General features: G+C 65.3%; 18 protein-coding genes and 3 tRNA genes. 12 read left to right on the forward strand and 9 right to left on the reverse strand.

Going from position 1 to position 20,540, the window contains the following annotated elements; all coding sequences use genetic code 11:
- Positions 1–4 precede the first annotated feature (4 nt).
- Together recN and AC07NT_RS01860 are read right to left on the reverse strand one after the other, a co-directional pair.
- Positions 5–1,666, reverse strand: coding sequence for a DNA repair protein RecN (gene recN, locus AC07NT_RS01855; RefSeq protein WP_498598127.1), 1,662 nt, complete (start codon positions 1,664–1,666; stop codon positions 5–7).
- The gene (locus AC07NT_RS01860) at positions 1,663–2,565 is read right to left on the reverse strand and encodes an NAD kinase (RefSeq protein ID WP_498598126.1); all 903 of its coding nucleotides are present in this window, start codon (positions 2,563–2,565) and stop codon (positions 1,663–1,665) included. The genes recN and AC07NT_RS01860 overlap by 4 nt, the downstream gene beginning before the upstream one ends.
- A 28-nt stretch (positions 2,566–2,593) precedes the next feature.
- Between AC07NT_RS01860 and hrcA the strand changes: the two genes are divergently transcribed.
- From hrcA to AC07NT_RS01875, 3 genes are all read left to right on the forward strand, one after another.
- Positions 2,594–3,598 carry a heat-inducible transcriptional repressor HrcA gene (gene hrcA, locus AC07NT_RS01865; protein WP_498598125.1) on the forward strand — a complete coding sequence of 335 codons (1,005 nt, stop codon included), beginning with the start codon at positions 2,594–2,596 and terminating at the stop codon, positions 3,596–3,598.
- Positions 3,599–3,634: 36 nt separating this feature from the next.
- Positions 3,635–3,711: transfer RNA gene (locus AC07NT_RS01870), tRNA-Ile, on the forward strand.
- Between the two features lie 8 nt (positions 3,712–3,719).
- Positions 3,720–4,460 (forward strand): polysaccharide deacetylase family protein, encoded by a 741-nt coding sequence (locus AC07NT_RS01875; protein ID WP_498598124.1) that lies wholly within the window; start codon positions 3,720–3,722, stop codon positions 4,458–4,460.
- A 40-nt stretch (positions 4,461–4,500) separates the two neighbouring features.
- On the opposite strand, the gene AC07NT_RS01880 is transcribed toward AC07NT_RS01875, so the two are convergent.
- Complete coding sequence (locus AC07NT_RS01880; protein ID WP_498598123.1) at positions 4,501–5,709, reverse strand: ABC transporter substrate-binding protein; 1,209 nt, start codon at positions 5,707–5,709, stop codon at positions 4,501–4,503.
- Positions 5,710–5,886: 177 nt separating this feature from the next.
- On the opposite strand from AC07NT_RS01880, the gene AC07NT_RS01885 reads away from it, so the two are divergent.
- Positions 5,887–5,963: transfer RNA gene (locus AC07NT_RS01885), tRNA-Arg, on the forward strand.
- Positions 5,964–6,040: 77 nt separating this feature from the next.
- On the forward strand, positions 6,041–6,604 hold the full coding sequence (greB, locus tag AC07NT_RS01890) for a transcription elongation factor GreB (protein ID WP_498598122.1): 564 nt from the start codon (positions 6,041–6,043) through the stop codon (positions 6,602–6,604).
- Here the strand turns inward: greB and AC07NT_RS01895 are convergent.
- The 4 genes from AC07NT_RS01895 to AC07NT_RS01910 all read right to left on the reverse strand — a co-directional run bounded on the left by AC07NT_RS01895 (position 6,601) and on the right by AC07NT_RS01910 (position 10,752).
- On the reverse strand, positions 6,601–8,808 hold the full coding sequence (locus AC07NT_RS01895) for a RelA/SpoT family protein (protein WP_498598514.1): 2,208 nt from the start codon (positions 8,806–8,808) through the stop codon (positions 6,601–6,603). The two genes, greB and AC07NT_RS01895, sit on opposite strands and share 4 nt — an antisense overlap.
- Positions 8,809–8,957: 149 nt before the next feature.
- The gene (rpoZ, locus tag AC07NT_RS01900) at positions 8,958–9,161 is read right to left on the reverse strand and encodes a DNA-directed RNA polymerase subunit omega (RefSeq protein ID WP_174251171.1); all 204 of its coding nucleotides are present in this window, start codon (positions 9,159–9,161) and stop codon (positions 8,958–8,960) included.
- Positions 9,162–9,194: 33 nt separating this feature from the next.
- Positions 9,195–9,815 carry a guanylate kinase gene (gene gmk / locus AC07NT_RS01905; protein ID WP_498598121.1) on the reverse strand — a complete coding sequence of 207 codons (621 nt, stop codon included), beginning with the start codon at positions 9,813–9,815 and terminating at the stop codon, positions 9,195–9,197.
- A gap of 28 nt (positions 9,816–9,843) precedes the next feature.
- Positions 9,844–10,752: a YicC/YloC family endoribonuclease gene (locus AC07NT_RS01910; protein WP_498598120.1), complete on the reverse strand. Its 909-nt coding sequence runs from the start codon at positions 10,750–10,752 to the stop codon at positions 9,844–9,846.
- 76 nt (positions 10,753–10,828) lie between these two features.
- Between AC07NT_RS01910 and AC07NT_RS01915 the strand changes: the two genes are divergently transcribed.
- From AC07NT_RS01915 to AC07NT_RS01945, 7 genes are all read left to right on the forward strand, one after another.
- A complete protein-coding gene (locus tag AC07NT_RS01915; protein WP_498598119.1) occupies positions 10,829–11,839 on the forward strand; it encodes a serine/threonine protein kinase in 1,011 nt (336 codons plus the stop codon).
- Positions 11,836–12,759 (forward strand): PP2C family protein-serine/threonine phosphatase, encoded by a 924-nt coding sequence (locus AC07NT_RS01920; protein WP_498598118.1) that lies wholly within the window; start codon positions 11,836–11,838, stop codon positions 12,757–12,759. The genes AC07NT_RS01915 and AC07NT_RS01920 overlap by 4 nt, the downstream gene beginning before the upstream one ends.
- A gap of 46 nt (positions 12,760–12,805) precedes the next feature.
- Positions 12,806–13,534: a ribonuclease PH gene (gene rph, locus AC07NT_RS01925; RefSeq protein ID WP_498598117.1), complete on the forward strand. Its 729-nt coding sequence runs from the start codon at positions 12,806–12,808 to the stop codon at positions 13,532–13,534.
- Positions 13,534–14,136 carry an RdgB/HAM1 family non-canonical purine NTP pyrophosphatase gene (rdgB, locus tag AC07NT_RS01930; RefSeq protein ID WP_498598116.1) on the forward strand — a complete coding sequence of 201 codons (603 nt, stop codon included), beginning with the start codon at positions 13,534–13,536 and terminating at the stop codon, positions 14,134–14,136. The genes rph and rdgB overlap by 1 nt, the downstream gene beginning before the upstream one ends.
- Before the next feature lie 2 nt (positions 14,137–14,138).
- Positions 14,139–15,332 (forward strand): radical SAM family heme chaperone HemW, encoded by a 1,194-nt coding sequence (gene hemW, locus AC07NT_RS01935; RefSeq protein ID WP_498598115.1) that lies wholly within the window; start codon positions 14,139–14,141, stop codon positions 15,330–15,332.
- A gap of 57 nt (positions 15,333–15,389) precedes the next feature.
- Entirely contained in the window at positions 15,390–16,058 is a 669-nt protein-coding gene (locus AC07NT_RS01940; protein WP_498598114.1) for a CBS domain-containing protein, read from the forward strand.
- Between the two features lie 120 nt (positions 16,059–16,178).
- The gene (locus tag AC07NT_RS01945) at positions 16,179–18,683 is read left to right on the forward strand and encodes a bifunctional diguanylate cyclase/phosphodiesterase (RefSeq protein ID WP_498598113.1); all 2,505 of its coding nucleotides are present in this window, start codon (positions 16,179–16,181) and stop codon (positions 18,681–18,683) included.
- 16 nt (positions 18,684–18,699) lie between these two features.
- Here AC07NT_RS01945 and AC07NT_RS01950 read toward each other — a convergent pair.
- Together AC07NT_RS01950 and AC07NT_RS01955 are read right to left on the reverse strand one after the other, a co-directional pair.
- Positions 18,700–18,787, reverse strand: a tRNA-Ser gene (locus AC07NT_RS01950).
- Between the two features lie 28 nt (positions 18,788–18,815).
- Complete coding sequence (locus AC07NT_RS01955; protein WP_498598112.1) at positions 18,816–20,534, reverse strand: response regulator; 1,719 nt, start codon at positions 20,532–20,534, stop codon at positions 18,816–18,818.
- Positions 20,535–20,540 lie beyond the last annotated feature (6 nt).

Here is a 20,540-nt window from a genome sequence, read left to right on the forward strand (position 1 = left end):
CCGCTCAGTTGCCGGACTGCAGCATTTCCTTGGCGTGGGCCAGGGTGGTGCTGGACAGGCGTTCGCCGCCCAGCATGCGTGCGACTTCGGCCACGCGGGCTTCACCCTGCACCGGCGTCACCGTGCTCAGCGTCTGCGCGCCCTGGCGCTGCTTGGCCACCACCAGATGGTGGTCGGCACAGGCAGCCACCTGCGGCAAGTGGGTCACGGCCATGACCTGGCGGTCGCGGCCGAGCTGTTTCATGAGGCGGCCCACAGTCTCGGCCACGGCGCCACCGACACCGGCGTCCACCTCGTCGAAGATCAGGGTCTGGGCCGTGCCCAGCTGGCTGGTGGTGACGGCGATGGCCAGGGCGATGCGTGAGAGCTCGCCGCCCGAAGCCACCTTGCCCACCGGCCTCGGCGTGCTGCCGGCATGCCCGGCGACCAGGAAGTTCACCTCTTCCAGTCCGCTTTGCAAGGGGTGTTCCGCCTTGTGCAGCGTCACCTCGAAACGTCCGCCATGCATGCCCAGGCCTTGCATGGCCTGGGTGATGGCCTGCGCGAGCTGGGGCGCGGCCTTGGACCTCGCCTTGGAGACGGCTTGGGCTTCTTTCATGTAGGCGACCTGGGCTTGCTGCTCGGCGGCTTCCAGGCTGGCCAGATCGGCCGCGGCATCGAGTCGGGTCAGCTCTTCACGCCAGCCAGCCAACGTGGCCGCCAGTTCTTCGGGCGGACGTTTGTAGCGACGGGCCAGCGACACCCAGGAAGTCAAACGCGTGTCCAGCTCGGCCAGGCGCTCGGGGTCCAGATCGGTGCGGCGCAGGTAGGTGCGCAGACTGTGTACGCTGTCTTCCACCTGTGCCAGGCTGGAGTTCAGCACTTCCACCAGCGACTTGAATTCAGGCTCCAGATGCTCCTGATTTTGTAGCAATTGGCGGGCACTGCCCAAGGCGTGGGAAGCACCACCGTCTTCGCCCTCGAGCGCGTCCAGCGCGCCCTGGGCAGCGTCCATCAGGGCCTGCGCATGGGCCAGGCGGCTGTGGTCGGTGTTCAGCGTTTCCCATTCGCCGGCCTGCGGTGCCAGTTTTTCGATTTCGCCAATCTGCCAGCCCAGGCGCTCGCGCTCGCGTTGCAGCGTGTCCTGGGCCTTGCGGGCGTCCTCCAGGACGGTCTGGGTTTCACGCCATTGCTGCCAGCTCAGGGTGAGGGGGCTGGTGTCCAGTTGGGCATAGGCGTCGAGCAGGCCGCGCACGGCCTCGGCCCGCGTCAGGCTTTGCCAGGCATGCTGGCCATGGATGTCGAAAAGGCGCTCGCCCAGTTCGCGCAGCTGGGTTGCGGTGGCGGGGCTGCCGTTGATCCAGGCGCGGCTCTTGCCCTGCGTGTCCACAGTGCGGCGCAGTAGCAGGGTGAAACCGGGGTCGAAGCCCGGGTTGAAACCAGCTTCTTCCAGCCAGCCCAGTAGGGCGGTGCATTCACCGAACTCGGCGCTCACATCGGTGCGGTTGGCGCCTTCGCGGATCAGTCCTGTGTCGGAGCGCGCGCCCGTGACGAGCTGCAAGGCATCGATCAGGATGGACTTGCCGGCACCGGTCTCGCCGGTCAGCACGCTGAAACCGCTTTCGAGCTCGAGCTCAAGCTCGCTGATGATGACGAAGTCCCGCAGGACGATGCGCTTGAGGCTCATGAACCCGTGATCCCTTCGTTCCAGTGCAGCTTCTGCCGCAGGGTGTCGAAATAACTCCAGCCGCGCGGATGCAGGAAACGCACGCTGTGCTCCGAGCGCCGCACGATGATGCGGTCGCCCTGTTGCAAAGAGGCCAGGGACTGCATATCGAAGTTGGCAATGGCTTCGCGGTCCGAGGCGATCTCGATGGCCACCTCGGACTGGCTGGACAGCACGATGGGCCGGTTGGACAGGGTATGCGGCGCAATCGGTGCCAGGACCCAGCCGGCGATGGCCGGGTGCAGGATGGGGCCGCCGGCGGACAGGGAATAGGCCGTGGAGCCGGTCGGGGTGGCGATGATCAGGCCGTCGGCCCGCTGGTTGGCCACGAAATGGCCATCCACTTCCACGCGCAGCTCCACCATGCCCGAGGAATTGCCGCGGTGCACCACCACATCGTTCATGGCCAGGGTGTCGAAGACGCAGTTGCCGTCGCGCAGCACGCGCGCATGCATGAGCTGGCGCTGCTCTTCTTCGTATTCCCCGCGCAGCATGGGCGGCAGCACGGTCTCGAAGCTGCCGAAGGGGATGTCGGTCATGAAACCCAGGCGGCCATGGTTGATGCCGATCAGCGGCACGCCAGAGCTGGCCAGCTTGCGGCTGATGCCCAGCATGGTGCCATCGCCGCCCACTACCAGGCCCAGATCGCATTGCTGGGCGATGGTGGCCAGATCCTGCACCGGGTAACCCTCGAGGCTGGCATTGGTCGCGGTCTGCTCCTCCACCACCACGGCACAGCCCTGGGCCTGCAGAAAGGTGGCAATGTCGGCGAGCGCCGGGCGCGCGCGGCTGCCCTGGCTACCGCCAGCGACGGTCTGGTACTTGCCGATCAGGGCCACCTGGCGGAATCTGGAGTTCATTCGCAAATTACATCATTAAAATGATCCCATGCTCGATGACCGTGCCAAGTTGTTGCTGAAAACGCTGGTGGAACGCTACATTGCCGAAGGGCAACCTGTCGGCTCGCGTACGCTCTCGCGTGCGTCCGGTCTGGAGCTGTCGCCGGCGACCATCCGCAATGTGATGTCCGACCTGGAAGAGCTGGGCCTGATCGCCAGCCCCCACACTTCGGCTGGGCGCGTGCCTACGGCGCGCGGTTACCGCCTATTTGTCGACACCATGCTGACGGCCCAGCGTGAGCAGATTGCCACGCCCAGCCTGACGCCGGACCAGCCGCAAAAAGTCATTTCCAGCGCTGCCAACCTGCTGTCCTCGCTTTCTCAGTTTGTCGGCGTGGTCATGGCGCCGCGCCGTTCCTCGGTGTTTCGCCATATCGAATTCCTGCGCCTGGGCGAGCGGCGCATCCTGGTCATCCTGGTCTCGCCCGAGGGGGATGTGCAGAACCGCGTCATCTTTACCGAAACCGACTACTCGCCGTCGCAACTGGTCGAAGCCTCCAACTATCTCAATGCCCACTACATGGGCCTGACGCTGGAGCAGGTGCGCGAGCGCTTGCAGGGCGAGGTGGACACACTGCGTGGCGAGATTGCCAAGCTGATGCAGGCCGCAGTGACCGTGGGTACGGATGCCATGACGCAGGTGCAGGACGAGGTGGTGATTTCCGGCGAGCGCAATCTGCTGGCTGTGTCCGATTTTTCCAGCGACATGAGCCATCTGCGCCGTGCTTTCGATCTTTTCGAGCAAAAGGCCCAGCTGATGCGTTTGATGGACATTGCCGGGCAGGCCGAGGGGGTGCGCATCTTCATCGGCGGCGAAAGCCAAGTGGTGCCTTTCGAGGAGCTGTCTGTGGTCAGCGCCCCCTACGAGGTGGACGGCCAGGTGGTGGGCACGCTGGGCGTGATCGGCCCCACGCGCATGCCCTATGAACGCATGATCCAGATCGTGGACATCACCTCCAAGCTGCTGGGCAATGCGCTGAGCCACAGCAAATAGCAAACAGGTTCGCCCCGTACAATCACGCCTTCGGTCGGGGCGTTAGCTCAGTTGGTTAGAGCAGGGGACTCATAATCCCTTGGTCGGGGGTTCAAGTCCCTCACGCCCTACCATTCTCTTCATGAAGACCGGCTCCAAGCTTCCTGTTGCTGCCCTGGCGCTGTTCATTGTGGTGACGGCCTGGGGGCAAGGCAAGCCCGTTGAGATCCACGACCGGCTCCTGCCGGACGGGTCGGCACACAAAAGGGTGGCGCTGACGCTGGATGCCTGCACGGGCCGTTTCGACGGGGACCTGATCGGGTTTCTGATCCGCAATCGCATACCGGCCACCCTGTTCGTGACCAAGAAGTGGCTGGACGCCAATCCGCGTGGCGTAGCCGTCATCAAGGCCCATCTGGACCTGCTGGAGGTGGAGAACCATGGTGCGAACCACATCCCTGCCGTGATCGGGAAGGGGCGCACGGTCTATGGCATCCCAGGGGAACCCGACCTCGTCCATTTGCGCAGAGAGGTTTCCGAAGGGGCCCGCGCCGTTCAGCGGGTGACCGGTGTCGCACCTCATTGGTACCGGGGGGCTACGGCCGAATACGATGCCCGGGCGAGTGCCGAGATCGAACGCATGGGGTACGGCATCGCCGGCTTCTCGGTCAATGCGGATGCCGGTGCCACGCTGACGAAGCCAGCGATCGAAGTCCGCTTGAAAAACGTCAGGGATGGCGATGTCATCATCGCCCACATGAACAAGCCTGCGTCAGACACCGCAGAGGGGCTGGCCGATGGCCTGATCTGGCTGCTCAGGCAAGGCTTCGTTTTTGTGCGCCTGGACCAGGTGGAAATGCAAAGAATCCGTGACAAGAAGTAGCCAGGTTGACCCGAGCCATGTGCGGGCAGGCAGGACGCGCCTACTGCTTGCGCCGGATCACCGTCGCGCGTTTCTCGTCTTCCTTGTAGTAGTAACCGCGCTCCTGGTTGCGCCAGGTGCCCAGCCACAGCATGTTCAGCGAGATGGCGTCGTGGTCCTTGTCCGAGAAGGGGCGGTCGTAGGTGGTGACCACGCCACGGTAGATGCCGCTGGGGTTCTCCAGCGCTTTTTTCATGGCGGGGCCGGAGAAATCACCGCGCGAATCGAACATGGCGCGCACCAGCAGGTTGACGGCGTCGTAGGTCTGCGCGGCCGACATCATGGAGCCGATGGGCTGTTCCTTGCGGACCTTGTTGTAGTTGCGCAGGAAGGAGCTGTTGCGCTCCAGGAAGACGTTGGGCAGCACGGTCTGCACCATCAGCGCGCCCTCTACCTTGCCGGCAGAGGTATTGAAGGCCGAGGCGTGTGACAGGCCCCAGGGGCCGAACTGCGGCACCTTCCAGCCCACCGCGGTGCGGCTGGCCGAGATCACGCCCTGTTCGGGGCCCACGGTCCAGCCGATCAGGGCGTCGGCGCCGGAGTTTCTCAGCTCCTTGATTTCCTCTTCCAGTGTTTTCACGCCGACCTTGAAGCGCACCACCGCTTGCGGCTTCAGGTTGACGCGACCCAGGGCGGCCTCCAGGTCCTTGAGGCCGGCATCACCATAACCGGTAGAGTCCACCAGCAGCGCCACCTTGGTCAGCCCGCGCTTGACGATCTCGTCGATCAGGAACTGGGTCTGGTGCTGGTCCGGGGCCGAGGTGCGGAAGATGAAGCTTTGCGCAGCCGGGTATTTGGCCGTGATGGCCGTGCCAGTGGCGCAGGGCACGATGAGCGTGTGTTTGTTGTTCTGGAACACGTCCAGCGCCTTCATGGCCACGCCGCTGTTGCAGAAGCCGATGGTGGCCACCACTTTTTCCTTGAGCACCAGATCCTCGGCGTGTTTGAGGCCAATGTCATTGTTGGCCTCGTCATCACGCACCACAAGCTCGAGTGGCCGGCCGAGGTAACCTCCGACCTGGTTGATCTCCTGCACCGCCACCTGCGCGCCAACCAGGGCGCTGTTGCCCATGTCCGAGGAGCCCCCGGTGAGCGGAAAGATGAGGCCGAGGCGGATGGGGCCGGCGGTATTGGGCTGGGCCTGTAGCGGTGCAGTTCCCAGGCCCAGGCCGATGGCTGTCAGCAGGCCGGCCAGGCGGATTGCTTGCATGGTGCTTGTCTCCGTTATTGCTTTGTGCCTAGATTAGTCGATTGCGCCGCAACTGCGGGCAAATTTCAGCTTAGGCTGACGACGGCAAGCGGCTTACCGTGGTTTCCATGCCGTCCGCCAAGGGCCGGCAGGGGCCCCGGAAAAACCGTCGAAAGCCGTGCTATAATTTCGGTCTTCGCGGCTGTAGCTCAGTTGGATAGAGTACTTGGCTACGAACCAAGGGGTCGTGGGTTCAATTCCTGCCAGCCGCACCAAAACGGAAAAGCCTGCAACTGCAAAGTTGCAGGCTTTTTTCTTTAGTCAGACAATTTCCGGTCCACAGGACGTTGCCATGAGCAAAGCCTTTACCCGCGAATCCGCCAACGACGAGGACGATGATGAAGCGCAACTGCCCGCCCTGCCGGCCGGTGGCAAGAACTACATCACGCCCGCCGGTTATGCCCGCCTGCGCGCCGAGTTGATGGAACTGATCGACGAGGAGCGGCCCAAGGTGGTGGAAATCGTGCACTGGGCGGCCAGCAATGGCGACCGCTCGGAGAACGGCGACTATCTCTACGGCAAGAAGCGCCTGCGCGAGATCGACCGGCGTATCCGTTTCCTGACCAAGCGCCTGGAGATCGCCGAGGTGACCGACCCCAGCGTGCACCATGGCAGCGATCAGGTTTTTTTCGGCGCGACAGCCACTTATGCGGACGGGGCCGGCCTGGAGCGCACCATCACCATCCTGGGCATCGACGAAGCCGACAGCCTGCAAGGGCAGGTCAGCTGGGTCGCGCCGGTGGCGCGCACCCTGCTCAAGGCCCGCGTGGGGGATGTCCTGAAGCTGGTCACCCCGGCTGGCGTGGAGGATATCGAGGTGCTGGCCGTGCAGTACCCGGCGCCGTTCAACACCTAGGTGGTGTTGGTGATGCGTCGCGCCTGCAACACCGAGGAGGTGCGTTGCAGATTGCGCAGGGCGGTCGCCAGATGCTGGCGGTCACGCACCGCGATGATGAAGCGCAGGTCGGTGGTTTCCTGGGCCGCTTCCTGGCCCATGTCGATGTGGATGATGTCGGCTTCCGAGGCTGCCAGGGCCGAGGCCACACGCGCCAGCACGCCCTTGCCGTTGTTGACCGTGACCACGATGCCGGTCTCGAAAGCTCGTGCCGGTTCGTCCGACCACTCCACGCCAATGAAGCGCTCACTGTCCTTGTTGCGCTGCTTGCGGGCTACGGCGCAGTCTTCGGCGTGCACCACCAGGCCTTCGCCCCGCCCGAGGTAGCCCACGATGGTGTCGCCCGGGATGGGGCGGCAGCAACTGGCGTACTGCACCGAAGCGTTTTCGCTGCCATCCACGATCACGGTGCTGTGGCCCGATGACTCGGCGTTGAAGCGTTCGCGGCTCATGAGCACGGCGTTGGGTTTCTCACCGCTTTCGGTCAGCAGGGTGGCCATGCGCTTGGCAACGATGCTGGCAATGCGCTTGCCCAGGCCGATGTCGACCAGCAGTTCGGAGCGGCTGCGGTTGCCGGTGAAGCGCAGCAGCTTGTCCCAGATGCCTGCACTGGCCCCATCGTCGTCGGTCGGGAAACGTTCGATGCCTTCGGCGCGCAGGGCCTGCAGCAGCAGCTTTTCGCCCAGTCCTTCGGATTCGGTCTGGGCCAGGGTCTTGAGGTGGTGGCGAATCTTGGAGCGCGCCCGGCCGGTGCGCACAAAACTCAGCCAGGCCGGGTTGGGCGCCGAGACCGGGGCCGTCACGACCTCGACCACGTCGCCGTTCTTGAGCTCGGTGCGCAGGGGCACCTGCTCACCGTTGACGCGTGCGGCCATGGTGCGGTCGCCAATGTTGCTGTGGATGGCGTAGGCAAAATCGACCACGGTGGCGCCGCGCGGCAGCGCCATGATCTTGCTCTTGGGTGTGAAGACGTAGACAGCGTCGGGGAACAGGTCCACCTTGACGTGGTCCCAGAACTCCGCGGCGTCGCGCGTCTCGTTCTGGATGTCCAGCAGGGACTGCAGCCACTGGGCGCCCAGGCGCGCGGTCATGGGGCTGTCGGGCTCGTTGGCCTTGTAGAGCCAGTGCGCGGCCACGCCGGATTCCGCGACCACGTGCATGGCCTCGGTGCGAATCTGAAATTCGATGTGCACGCCCGAGGGACCGACCAGCGTAGTGTGCAGCGACTGGTAGCCGTTGAGCTTGGGGATGGCGATGTGGTCCTTGAACTTGCCCGGCACCGGTTTGTAGATCTGGTGCAGCGTGCCCAGGGCCGTGTAGCAGTCGGCCTGGTTGGGAACCAGCAGGCGGAAGCCATACATGTCCGAAATCTGGGCGAAGCTCAGGTGCTTCTCGTCCATCTTGCGGTAGATGGAGTACAGCGTCTTCTCGCGCCCGCCAATCCGCACCGACATGCCCGCACTGTCAAAACCTGCCTCGACCTCCTTGCGCACCTTCTGGATCAGGTCACGCCGGCGGTTACGGGCGCGTTCCAGCGCCTTTTCCAGCACGGCATGGCGCCAGGGGTGCAGGTGGCGGAAGGACAGGTCCTGCAGCTCGCGGTAGGTCTGGTTCAGGCCCAGGCGGTAGGCAATGGGGGCGTAGATTTCCTGGGTTTCCGAGGCGATGCGCGCCCATTTGGCACGCGGCACGTCGGCCAGGGTGCGCATGTTGTGGCTGCGGTCGGCCAGCTTGATGAGGATGACGCGCACATCGCGCGCCATGGCCAGCAGCATCTTGCGGAAGGACTCGGCCTGGCTTTCCTCGCGCGTGTTGAATTGCAGCTTGTCCAGCTTGGTCAGCCCGTCCACCAGCTCGGCCACGGGCGAGCCGAAACGCTCGATCAGCTCGACCTTGCTGACGCCGCAGTCCTCCAGCGCATCGTGCAGCAGGGCCGCCATCAGGGCCTGGGCATCGAGTTTCCACTCGGCACACTGTGCTGCCACGGCGATGGGGTGGGTGATGTAGGGCTCGCCGCTGTTGCGCAGCTGGCCCAGGTGGGCCTCGTCGGCAAAACGGTAGGCCTGACGCACCTGTTCGAGGTCCGTCGGCGAGAGATAGTCCAGACGGGCGGTGAGACTCGCAAAACTCGCCGCCGCAGCATTGGCTGCCGCCGGGTCGGCCATGTCAGGCAGACCGGGGGCAACCGGCGCGGCAGGAGGGGTGGGGAGCACGGTACTCACCCCCTAAATATATAGTGCGGCGGCGCGGTCTGCGTCCGGGCAAGAAAAAAGCACCGCAAGCGGTGCTTTTTTCAGGCTGGGCGGGGTATGCCTCAGACGGGAACCTTCTTGAGCATCTCCAGGCCGATCTTGCCTTCGGCGATCTCGCGCAGGGCGGTCACGCCCGGCTTGTTCTTGCTCTCGATCTTGGGCGCGTGGCCTTGGCTGAGCATGCGGGCGCGGTAGGTCGCGGCCAGCACGAGCTGGAAACGGTTGGGGATCTGCTGCAGGCAGTCTTCGACGGTGATACGGGCCATGTATTTACTCCAGTGGACCGGGAAAATCCGGGGTCAAGGCAGGCGCAGCGCCTGGAAGGTGTCGGGCCGGGCCCGGCGCTGGGCCGGGTACCGCAGCCGCTGGGCTTGTACGACCAATTGAAGGTCGGCCAGCGCGCGCTCGAACAAGTCGTTGATTATAACGAAATCGAACTTCGGGGCCTGGGCCATCTCGGTGGCGGCGTTTTCCAGGCGCAGGGCGATGACTTCGGGGGCATCCTCGCCGCGTTTGATCAGCCGGGCGCGCAATTCCTCCCAGCTGGGCGGCAGGATGAAGACCGTGGCGGCGTCCGGGAAGAGCTTCTTGATCTGCATGGCACCCTGGAAGTCGATTTCCAGCACGATGTCGGTACCGGCCAGGATCTTGTCCGCGATGGCCTGGCGCGAAGTGCCGTAGCGCTGGCTGTGCACATGGGCCCATTCGACAAAGGCATCGGCCTGGACCATGGCGTCGAAGGCGGCGGGGGAGACAAAGTAGTACTCGCGCCCGTTCTGTTCCTGCCCGCGCGGTGCCCGCGTGGTGTGCGAGACCGAAAGCTGCAGCCGCGGGTCCTGCGCCAGCAGGGCCTTGACCAGGCTGGACTTGCCGGCCCCGCTGGGGGCGGCGATGACGAAAAGATTGCCGGGGTAGTCCATGGAGCAAGAGCGGGTGGCCGGGGTGGCCCTATTCTAGGTTCTGGACCTGCTCGCGCATCTGCTCGATCAGCACCTTCATGTCCACCGAAATGCGGGTCAGGTCGAGTGCCGCCGACTTGGAGCCCAGGGTGTTGGCCTCGCGGTGCAGCTCCTGGATCAGGAAGTCCAGGCGCTTGCCGAGTTCCCCACCCTTCTTGAGCAGGCGCTCGATCTCGTCCAGGTGCGAGGCCAGGCGCGTCAGCTCCTCGGCCACGTCGATGCGAATGGCGTAGGCTGTGGCTTCGGTCAGTGCCCGCTCCTGGGCGGCCTGCGGCGGGGTGGCGCCGTCGGTCAGAGCCATGGCCTCCTGCCAGCGCTCCAGGAAACGCTGACGCTGCTGTTCCACCAGTTGCGGCAGCATGGGGCCAGCCTGGGTGGCCAGCTGGCGCAGCTGGCTGATGTGGCCCAGCAGCATGGTGACCAGGCGGGCGCCCTCGCGCGCACGGGCCTGCACCAGTTCTTCCAGGGCCTGGGCTGCCAGGGCCTGCAGGGACGGGCCCCAGTCTTGACCGGCGGCCCCCTGTTCGCTGGCGGCCAGCTTCAGGATATCGGCCACGCTCAGGGCCCGGGCGTCGGGCAGCCAGGCCTGCACGCCGTCCTGCAGCGCGTTGAGGCGCTGCAGGAGTCGGGGGCTGGGTTCGGCCACCTGGCCGACCACGGTGGATTCAAGGAAGGCGCGCAACTCGACCTTGCCGCGCTTGATCCGGCCCTGCACCAGTTCGCGCAGGGCGGGCTCATGCATGCGCAACTCTTCGGACAGGCGCAGGCTGAAGTCCAGGAAACGGCCGTTGACGGAACGGATCTCCAGGCCGAGGCGGGTCGGCGCCCCCGTGCTGTCAGGCCCGCTGCCCGCGCTCTGCTGGGCGCTGGCGTATCCGGTCATGCTGTAAACTGGCATCGCGTATTCTTGATCTGTAAAACGACCCCGAGAATAACCGGATTGGGCCCGGTGATCGGGCTGCCCCACCAGAATTATGTCCAAGGTCAAACCAGCACCCCTGTCACCGGAGACCCAGATTGGCGGCTACCGCATTGTCCGCAAGGTGGCGGCCGGCGGCTTTGGCGTGGTGTATCTGGCCATCGACCCCGAGGGACAGCAGGTCGCCATCAAGGAATACCTGCCCGCTTCCCTGGTGGCACGCGCGCCCGGCGAGCTGCTGCCCCAGGTCAGTACCGAAAAACTCTCGCTCTACCGCCTGGGCCTCAAGAGCTTCTTCGAGGAAGGTCGTTCGCTGGCGCAGATTTCCCACCCCTCGGTGGTCAGTGTGCTGAACTTCTTCCGCGAGAACGAGACTGTCTACATGGTGATGAACTACCTGGAGGGGGCTTCCCTGCAGGACTTCATCATCACCGCGCGCGACCAGAAGCAGCAGAAGGTGTTCCGCGAATCCACCATCCGCTCGCTGTTCGACGAGATCCTGCGCGGTCTGCGCATCGTGCACCAGCACAAGATGCTGCACCTGGACATCAAGCCGGCCAATATCTTCATCACCGACGACAACCGCTCGGTGCTGATCGACTTCGGCGCCGCACGTGAGGTGTTGAGCAAGGAAGGCAATTTCATCCGCCCCATGTACACGCCCGGCTTTGCTGCACCCGAGATGTACCGGCGTGACGCCGCCATGGGCCCCTGGACCGACATCTATGCCATCGGCGCCTGTATCTACGCCGCCATGCAGGGCTATCCGCCCAATGAGGCGCCGCAGCGTCTCGAGAAAGACCGCCTGACCACGGCGCTGGCGCGCCTGCGCGGCGTCTATTCCGACAACCTGATCGAGGTGGTGGAATGGACCATGGCACTGGACCCCCTGTCGCGTCCGCAGTCGGTGTTTGCGCTGCAAAAGGAGCTCAGCCGCGAGGGTGAGCGCCGTTACACCAAGCTCAGCATGGCCGAGAAGATGCGCCTGCAGTTCGACACCATGGTGGCGGACACCAAGAAGAGCGTCAAAAGCGTGACCGGCGTGGTCGCCGCCAAACCCAAATGAAATTCTCCGTTTTCCAGGTCAGCCGCAGAGGTGGACGCGGCACCAACGAAGACCGCATGGGCTACTGCTACACGCGCGACGCCGCGCTGTTCCTGCTAGCCGATGGCATGGGTGGGCACCCGGAGGGTGAAGTGGCGGCCCAGCTGGCGCTGCAGGTCGTGTCGGCCGCCTTCCAGCAGGAAACCAAGACCGGCATCAAGGACGCGCGCGCCTTCCTGTCCTCGTCCATCCTGCTGGCGCACCGCCAGATCCTCAGCTACGCCGCCAGCAAGAACATGCTGGACACACCACGCACCACCTTTGTGGCGGCTCTGGTCCAGGGCGACAGCGTGTGCTGGGTGCATTGCGGTGACTCGCGCCTGTACATGGTGCGCGACGGCGAGATGCTGGCGCGCACCCGCGACCATTCCTACGCCGAACAGCGTCAGGACGAGGTGCCGCCCGGCGCCAAGACCGGTGAGAAGACCAACCGCAACGTGCTCTTCACCTGCCTGGGATCGCCCGCCAACCCGGTGTTCGATGTCATGGGGCCGATCAATCTGCAGCAGAGTGACCGCATCCTGCTGTGCTCGGACGGCCTGTGGAGCGCGCTGTCGGACGTCGAAATCACCTACGACCTCGGCCTCAAGCCGGTGGCACGCGCCGTGCCCGACCTGGTCGACAAGGCCTTGGAGAAGGCCGGCACCAACAGCGACAACGTGACCGTGATTGCCATGGAGTGGGAAACCCCCGATGGTTTCGAGGAAACCCGCGGCAGCGTCACCACCGACAGCATCAACGACGGCGTCTTCGCCTCCACCGTGCAGGCTGGTGGCGTGGACGGTGGTCTGGTCGAGGACCTGGACGACGAGGCCATCGAGCGTTCGATCGCCGAAATCAACGAAGCCATCCGTCGCACCGCCGCCCGACGCAACAGCTGAGCGGCCCGGTGCCGACGGCCGCGTCTACTTTTTCCGGATCCGAAACATGAGTACTTATTCCCGTAGCGGCGCGCGCGCCGCCGACCAGCTGCGCCCGGTGCGCATCACGCGCAACTACACCATCCACGCAGAAGGCTCGGTGCTGATCGAGTTCGGCAATACCAGGGTGCTCTGCACCGCTTCGGTGGAAGAACGCGTGCCGCCGCACAAGAAGGGCAGTGGCGAAGGCTGGGTGACGGCCGAATACGGCATGCTGCCGCGTGCCACCCACACCCGCAGCGACCGCGAGGCCGCGCGCGGCAAGCAGACCGGTCGCACGCAGGAAATCCAGCGCCTGATCGGCCGTTCCCTGCGCGCCGTGTTTGACCTGAAGAAGCTGGGCGAGCGCACCATCACACTGGACTGCGATGTGCTGCAGGCCGATGGCGGCACCCGCACCGCGGCCATCACCGGCGCCTTCGTTGCGGCGCAGGACGCGGTGAACAAGCTGATGGCCGCCGGCAAGCTGACCGAGACGCCCATCACCGGCCATGTTGCCGCCATCTCCGTGGGCATCGTGCAGGGCACACCACTGCTGGACCTGGAATACACCGAGGATTCGGCCTGCGACACCGACATGAACGTGGTGATGACGGGCGCCGGTCACTACATCGAGGTGCAGGGCACGGCCGAGGGCGCGGCCTTCAGCCGCCAGGAAATGGACAGCCTGCTGGCCCTGGCCGAGCAGGGCGTGAAGGAACTGGTGCGCCTGCAAGACGAGGCTTTGAAGTCCTGATGAAAAAGATGGTTCTCGCTTCCAACAACGCCGGCAAGCTGCGCGAGCTGCAGGCCATGCTGGCGCCTCTGGGCCTGGAGCTGGTGCGCCAGGGAGAGCTGAACATTCCCGAGGCCGAAGAGCCTTACCGCACCTTCCTGGAAAACGCGCTGACCAAGGCGCGCCATGCAGCGAAGTTGAGCGGCCTGCCGGCCATCGCCGACGACGCGGGCCTGTGCGTGGACGCCTTCGGCGGCCTGCCCGGTGTGGACACGGCGTATTACGCCACACAGCATGGTTACGCCAAGGGCGACGACAACAATGTCACGGCCTTGCTGGAGCAGATGAAGGGCGTGGACAACCGCCGTGCCGCCATGGTCAGCACCCTGGTGGCCCTGCGCTCGGCTGACGATCCGGAGCCTTTGGTAGCGGTCGGTCGCGTGAGCGGCGAGATCGCCCGCGAGCGGCGTGGCACGAACGGCTTCGGTTTCGACCCGGTGATGTACATCCCTGAATTCGGCAAGACCTTTGCCGAGCTGCCTACCGAGGTCAAGAACGCCAACAGCCACCGTGGCCGCGCTGCCCAGGCCATGGTCGAACTGATCCGCGAGCGTTGGCTGTAGCCATGCACGACATCCAGCATTACCTGCGCCCCGGCACGCTGCAACTCAGCAGCCTGCCGCCGCTTTCGCTCTACGTGCACCTGCCCTGGTGCCTGAAGAAGTGTCCCTATTGCGATTTCAATTCGCATGAGATGCGAGCGGCCGACATGCCCGAGCAGCGCTATATCGATGCCCTGGTGGCCGATCTGGAAAGTGCGCTTCCCCTGATCTGGGGCCGCAGCGTGCACAGCATCTTCCTGGGCGGGGGCACGCCTAGCCTGTTCGCGCCCGAGTCCATTTCACGCCTGCTGTCCGACATCCGTGCGCGCCTCAAGCTCGGGGCCGACTGCGAGATCACGCTGGAGGCCAACCCCGGCACTTTCGAGAAGGAGCGTTTCCGTGCCTTCCGCGATGCGGGCGTGACACGCCTGTCGGTGGGTGTGCAGAGCTTCAAGGACGAGCATCTGCAGCGCATCGGGCGTGTGCACGACAGCGCCCAGGCCATGGCCGCGCTGGAGGAAGCCGCCCGCAGCTTCGACACCTGGAACCTGGACCTCATGTACGCGCTGCCTGGCCAGAGCCTGGCCGACCTGCGGCAGGAGATCGACCAGGCCCTGGCCTTCGCGCCGCCGCACCTCTCGATCTACCACCTGACCATCGAGCCCAACACCTATTTCGCCAAGTACCCGCCCGAGGTCCCCGAGGACGACACGGCCTATGCCATGCTGGACCTGATCACCGAGCGCACGGGCCTGGCAGGCCTGCAGCGCTACGAGGTCTCGGCGTACGCGCGGCCCGGCCACCATTGCCGCCACAACCTGAACTACTGGCAGTACGGTGATTACCTGGGCATCGGCGCCGGAGCCCACGGCAAGATCAGCTTTGCGCACCGCATCGTGCGCCAGGTGCGCACGCGCGAGCCGCGCCTGTACATGGAGCGCGCCCTGGCCGGCAACGCCATCTCGCAGGAAGAGGAGATCAAGCGCACCGACCTGCCTTTCGAGTTCATGCTCAACGCCCTGCGCCTGCGCCAGGGTTTTGCCCTGGGTGAATTCAGCGAACGCACCGGCCTGGCCATCACGGCCATCGCGCGCCAACTCGAGGAAGCCGAGCGCAAGGGCTGGATTACCCGTGACCTGCAGCGCGTCTTGCCTACCGATCAGGGTTTCGACTTCCTCAGCGACCTGCAAAGCCTGTTCCTGCCGGATCCGGCCTGATGGTCGTGCGGGCTGTGGCCCGCTATAGTCCGATCAGACAGGAGAGGAGGCTGGCGCATGTTCTCGATCTATGGCGAAAGCGGTCGCATCTTTCGCGGTGCGATGGAAGACCTCTGGCGCGTCGAGGGGCTGCGCTCGGTCATGCGCACGCGCCGCCTGCAGGCCCATGAGCCGGCCACCGGGGTTCAGGCTTCCACCGGACAGGTCGTGCCGCCCGTGTCGGCCCGTAGTTACGCCGCCGGAGCTGCCCTCAGCGCCTATGCCCAGGCCGGCAGCCAGAGCCCCGAACGCCACCCCCTGAGCCGCGTGGCCGATGTCATGAGCCGCCAGGTGACGACGGTCACCCCCGACATGACGGTGTTGCAGGCCTGGCAGCTGCTGGGGCAGCAGGGCATAGGCCAGGCGCCGGTGCTGTCCCAGGCCGGCGAGCTGGTGGGGCTGCTGACCCGCGCCGAACTGCTGAATCTGGAGCGCCTGCCGCAGCCCGACGCGCCCGCCCTGGTGTGGCGCGCCCTGTTGCTGGAGCCGGTCTCGGCGGCGATGCTCAGCCCCGTGCCGGCCGTCAGCGAAGACACCGATCTGCGTCGCGTCGCACGTGTGCTGCTCGACACCCGGCTGCCCGGCTTGCCGGTGGTGAGCGACGAGGGGCAACTCGCCGGTTTCATCTCGCGCAGCGACATCCTGCAGGCCGTGGTGCACGATCCACCGCTCGATCTCTGGAGTTGACGCTGCAGCGAGGGGCGCTTCGGCTTCGATTACCATCCAGATCAGCGCTGCGCTGCGGCTGGGTCCGTGCGAAGCGCCTCAGGACACCTGCATACGAACCATGAGGGGGAGACGCATCCGGTGCTCGCGAAGCTGAATACCTACTGGCGAAGTGACGCCCGGTATTTCCTGCCGGCTGTGCTCGTGTTCCTCGCGGCCATGGCCTTGCCGCCCTTCCCCCTGTTCGACGACAGGGCGGCCAGCATGCTGCAGCTGCACCTCGTGCTGGAGCTCTTTGCCGTTGTGGTGGCCATCCTGATCGTGGTGGTGTCCTGGCATGACCTCAAGCACCAGCTCAAGACCGAGTCCGGCATCCTGCTGGCGGGGTTCACCGTGGTGGCTGTTGTGGACCTGGTGCACGCGCTGACCTATGACGGCATGCCCAGGTTGATCACCGAGAGCTCCACGCCGCGGGCCATCTTCTTCTGGCTGGCCGGCCGCACCATGGTACTTCTGACGCTGCTGCTGGTCGTGCTGCGCCTGCAACTGCGGTTTTCGCGCTACGTCTGGCTGGGCCTGGCGGCCCTGTTGGGTGCCGGCCTGTTCTGGTGGGGTACCTGGGGGCTGGACTGGGTGCCCACCACCTTCATTGCCGGCAGCGGTGTGACGACCTTCAAGCGCAACTATGAATATGGCCTGTGCATTGGCTATGTGCTGCTGGCCCTGGTTTTTATCCATCGGGCGCAGCCGGACAATCGCCAGCGCTCCTTTGCCTTCGCCTCGTCCTGCCTGGTCATGGCCATGGGCGAGGTGGTGTTCTCCAACTACAAGGCCCCATCGGATTTCCTGAACATCTTTGGCCACGTTTTCAAGATCGTGTCCTACGCCTTCCTGTACCACAATGTTTTCGTGGCGGCGATCCGCCAGCCCTACGAGGCCCTGCGCAAGAGCGAGCAGCGTTTCCGCTCCCTGTCCGAGCTTTCGGTGGACGGCTACTGGGAGCAGGACCGGCAATTCCGCTTCACGCGTGTCACGCTGCTGGTCCATGGCTTCCAGGAGAAGAGCGCTCTGGGGCGCACCCGCTGGGAACTGCCCGTGCTCGGCGTGAGCCCCGAGGAATGGCGAGCCCACCGGGCCCAGCTCGAACGCCACGAGCCTTTCCGCGACTTTGTCTTCCAGATGGAGGTCGGGTCGGGCCAGATCCGCACGCTGGCCGCCAGCGGCAGTCCCCTGTTCAGTGACGACGGTGAGTTTCTGGGCTACCAGGGTGTGGGCCGCGACATCACGGACCAGCTGGCCATCGAAAAGCGCCTCGAATTCCTGGCCTATCACGATGCCTTGACGGGCCTGCCCAACCAGCGCCTGCTGGAGCAGCGCTTTGCCCAGCTTCTGCGCCCGGACGGGGCGGAGAAGGGGCGTGCCGCGCTGCTGCAGCTGGATCTGGACAACTTCCGGGGCGTCAACGACAGTCTCGGGCTTGAAGCCGGGGACGCGCTGCTGCGCGAGGTTGCGCATCGTCTGACAAACTGTGTGCGTGACACGGACATGGTGATCCGCCAGGGTGGTGACGAGTTCTACGTGCTCATGCCGGGCCTGCACCAGGCTGACGACATCGCCCTGCAGGCCGGGGCCCTGCAGGAAAGGCTGCAGCAGCAACCCTATCTGCTGAGCGGACAGGAGATCGTGGTGTCCACCTCCATGGGCGTGGCGATCTACCCGGACGACGGGCGGGATCTTGAGGCCCTGCGTCAAAAGGCCGAGGTGGCGATGTACCAGGCCAAGCAGGCCGGGCGCAATACCTACCGTTTTTTCGATGCGACCATGAATGCAGAGGCTGCCGAGCACCTGGGCCTGCGCAGCGGCCTGCACCGCGCTCTCGAGCGCGGAGAACTGGCCCTGCACTACCAGCCGCAGTTCGACCTGGCCAGCGGTGCCGTGACTGGCGTAGAGGCTTTGCTGCGCTGGCGTCACCCCGAGCGCGGCCTGATCCCGCCGGCGCGTTTCATCCCGGTGGCCGAGGACAGCGGCCTGATCGTGCCCATCGGGGTCTGGGTGTTGCAGGAAGCTTGCCGCCAGGCCATGGCCTGGCAACGGGAGGGCCTGGCAGGACTGACTGTGGCCGTGAACCTTTCGGCCGTGCAATTCAAGCGCGGTGACGTTGAACAGTCGGTGTTACGCGCGCTGGAGGAGTCCGGCCTGGCGCCCGGGCTGCTGGAGCTGGAGCTGACCGAATCCATCCTGATCCAGAACGCCGAAGGGGTGCTGGCCAGCCTCAAGCGCCTCAAGCAGATGGGGGTGAAACTGTCCATCGACGACTTCGGCACCGGTTATTCCAGCCTGTCCTATCTCAAGCGTTTCGATATCGACAAGCTCAAGATCGACCAGAGCTTTGTGCGTGGCCTGGGCCAGGACGAGGACGATGCAGCCATCGTGCGCGCGGTCATCCAGATGGCACACAGCCTGAGCCTCAAGACCATCGCAGAGGGTGTGGAAACTGCGGAGATGCTGGCCAGCCTGTGCCGCTACGGTTGCGACGAGGCGCAGGGGTACCACTTCGCCCGGCCCATGCCGGCACCGGAGATGACCGAGTTCTTGCGTCGTGCAGTGGTGGCGCCGGTCTGTACGCCCTGGAATCAGCCGCGCTGACGGTGGGCCACAGGTCTGGCGGAGGCGGTGAGATTCGAACTCACGAACGGTTGCCCGTTGCCGGTTTTCAAGACCGGTGCAATCGACCACTCTGCCACACCTCCGGAACGCCGATTCTAGCGGGTGGCGTTTTCAGCCCGGGTTTTCGGAGCCGGCCTCGCCTTGTGCTTCCTCTGCAGCGGCTGCGGCCGCAAACATGGCGGCCGGTGAGCCATCGGCCTTGCGCCCGGTGCGCAGGCTCAGGCCGCCGGCCGGGCGGCCCTGTTCGCTGAGCGCGGGGCGCAGGCTGGGGTTGCCGTTTTCCTTGCGCCATTGCTGTACCGCGGCTTCCAGTTCCGCGGCGTCGGGGATCTTGCCGGCGTATTTCTGCAGCACCAGGTGCGCGGTCTCGATCAGCTTGGCGTTGAGTGTCTCGATGCCGTGGTTCAGCAGGTTGCGCACGGCGCCGGCCGGGTCGCCGTTGAGGCTCAGGGACACGGCGGTCTCGGCCAGCTTGAGCACCTGGGCGCTGGTCGAGCGCAGGCGCTCGGCATAGGCGGGGTGCACGCCGGCGGCGCCCGCGAGCAGCTCGCTCATGGAGCGGCCGGTGGAAAAGCGCATGCCCATGGCGTCCACCGCAGGTTCCACGTCGTCGAGCTGGATGGCCTTGTTGGCCAGCTGGGCCATCAGGGCCAGCAGATTGGTGGCCGACTCGAAATCGAAGGCCGGGTCCTTGACCTTGCCGGCCTGTGCGCGCACGGCTTCCACGGCGCGGGCGAACTGGCGGTCCATGATGAGGATGAGCGCATCGACGATGGCGGCCTGACGCTGCAGGCGCGGGTTCTTTTCGTCGCGATCGATCAGCTTGACGAAGTCGTCGCGGCAATGCTGCAGGCCCTTGCGGTCGGAACATTCCAGCCGCGCGAAGGCCAGCAGCACCAGGGTCTGGCAGTCGAACATCTTGGAGTCCAGGCCCAGGCGCGCGCACTGGCCCAGGATCTTCTCGGCCTCCACGCGGTCGCCGCTGTAATACATCATCAGGCCCAGGTTCTGCAGGCGTGTGATGGAAAAGGGCGTGACCGCGCAGGCCATGCGGTAGGCGGCCAGGGTCTGTTCATGGTTGCCCAGCTCGAACTGGGCGCGGCCCAGCACATCGTAGGCGTCGGCGTAGCGAGGGTCTTCGCTGGTCAGGTTTTCCAGCGTGCTGATCGCACGGGTAGGTTCGCCCCGGTCCAGCTGGGCGCGCGCCACACCCAGCTTGGCCCAGGGCATGGTCTTGGCGGCGATCACAGCTTCGTACAGCTTCTGGGCCTGGGCATAGTCGTCGATGCGCATCAGCAACTCGGCGCCGATGCGCGCGGCGTAAAGCCAGTAGGCGCCACGCTCCTCGAAACGCTGCAGGCACAGGCGCGCGCCCAGGGCAAAGTCTTCGGTTTCGATGGCGGCAAAGATGTCGGCCAGCGCGGCCTTGCGCTGGCGTGCCTGGTAGAGGCGCTCGGCCAGGCGGGTGGCTGTGTGCGGCTTGATCAGGTAACCGTCCAGGGCCGACTCGGCGGCTTCGGCCACCTTGGCGTAGGTGGCCTCGCCCGTGACCATGATGAAGACCGTGGCGAAAGGCAGGAGCTGGTTGCGGCGCAGGTCGTCCAGCAGGTCCTGGCCCGTGGGTGTGCCGGGCTGGAAATACTGCTCGCACAAGACGATGTCGAAGCTCTTGAGCTCCAGCACCTTGCGTGCGTCGATGGAGCGCGTGGCCTGTTCCACCGTGCCCACGCCAAAATCGCGCAGCTGGTTGACCAGGATGGCGCGCGAGGTGGGGTTGCCGTCGACGACCAGCGCCCGGGTGTTGGAAAGATCGTCGTCGTACAGCGCCATGCGCGG

It is taken from the genome of Hylemonella sp. GW821-FHT10B10, assembly GCF_059415585.1.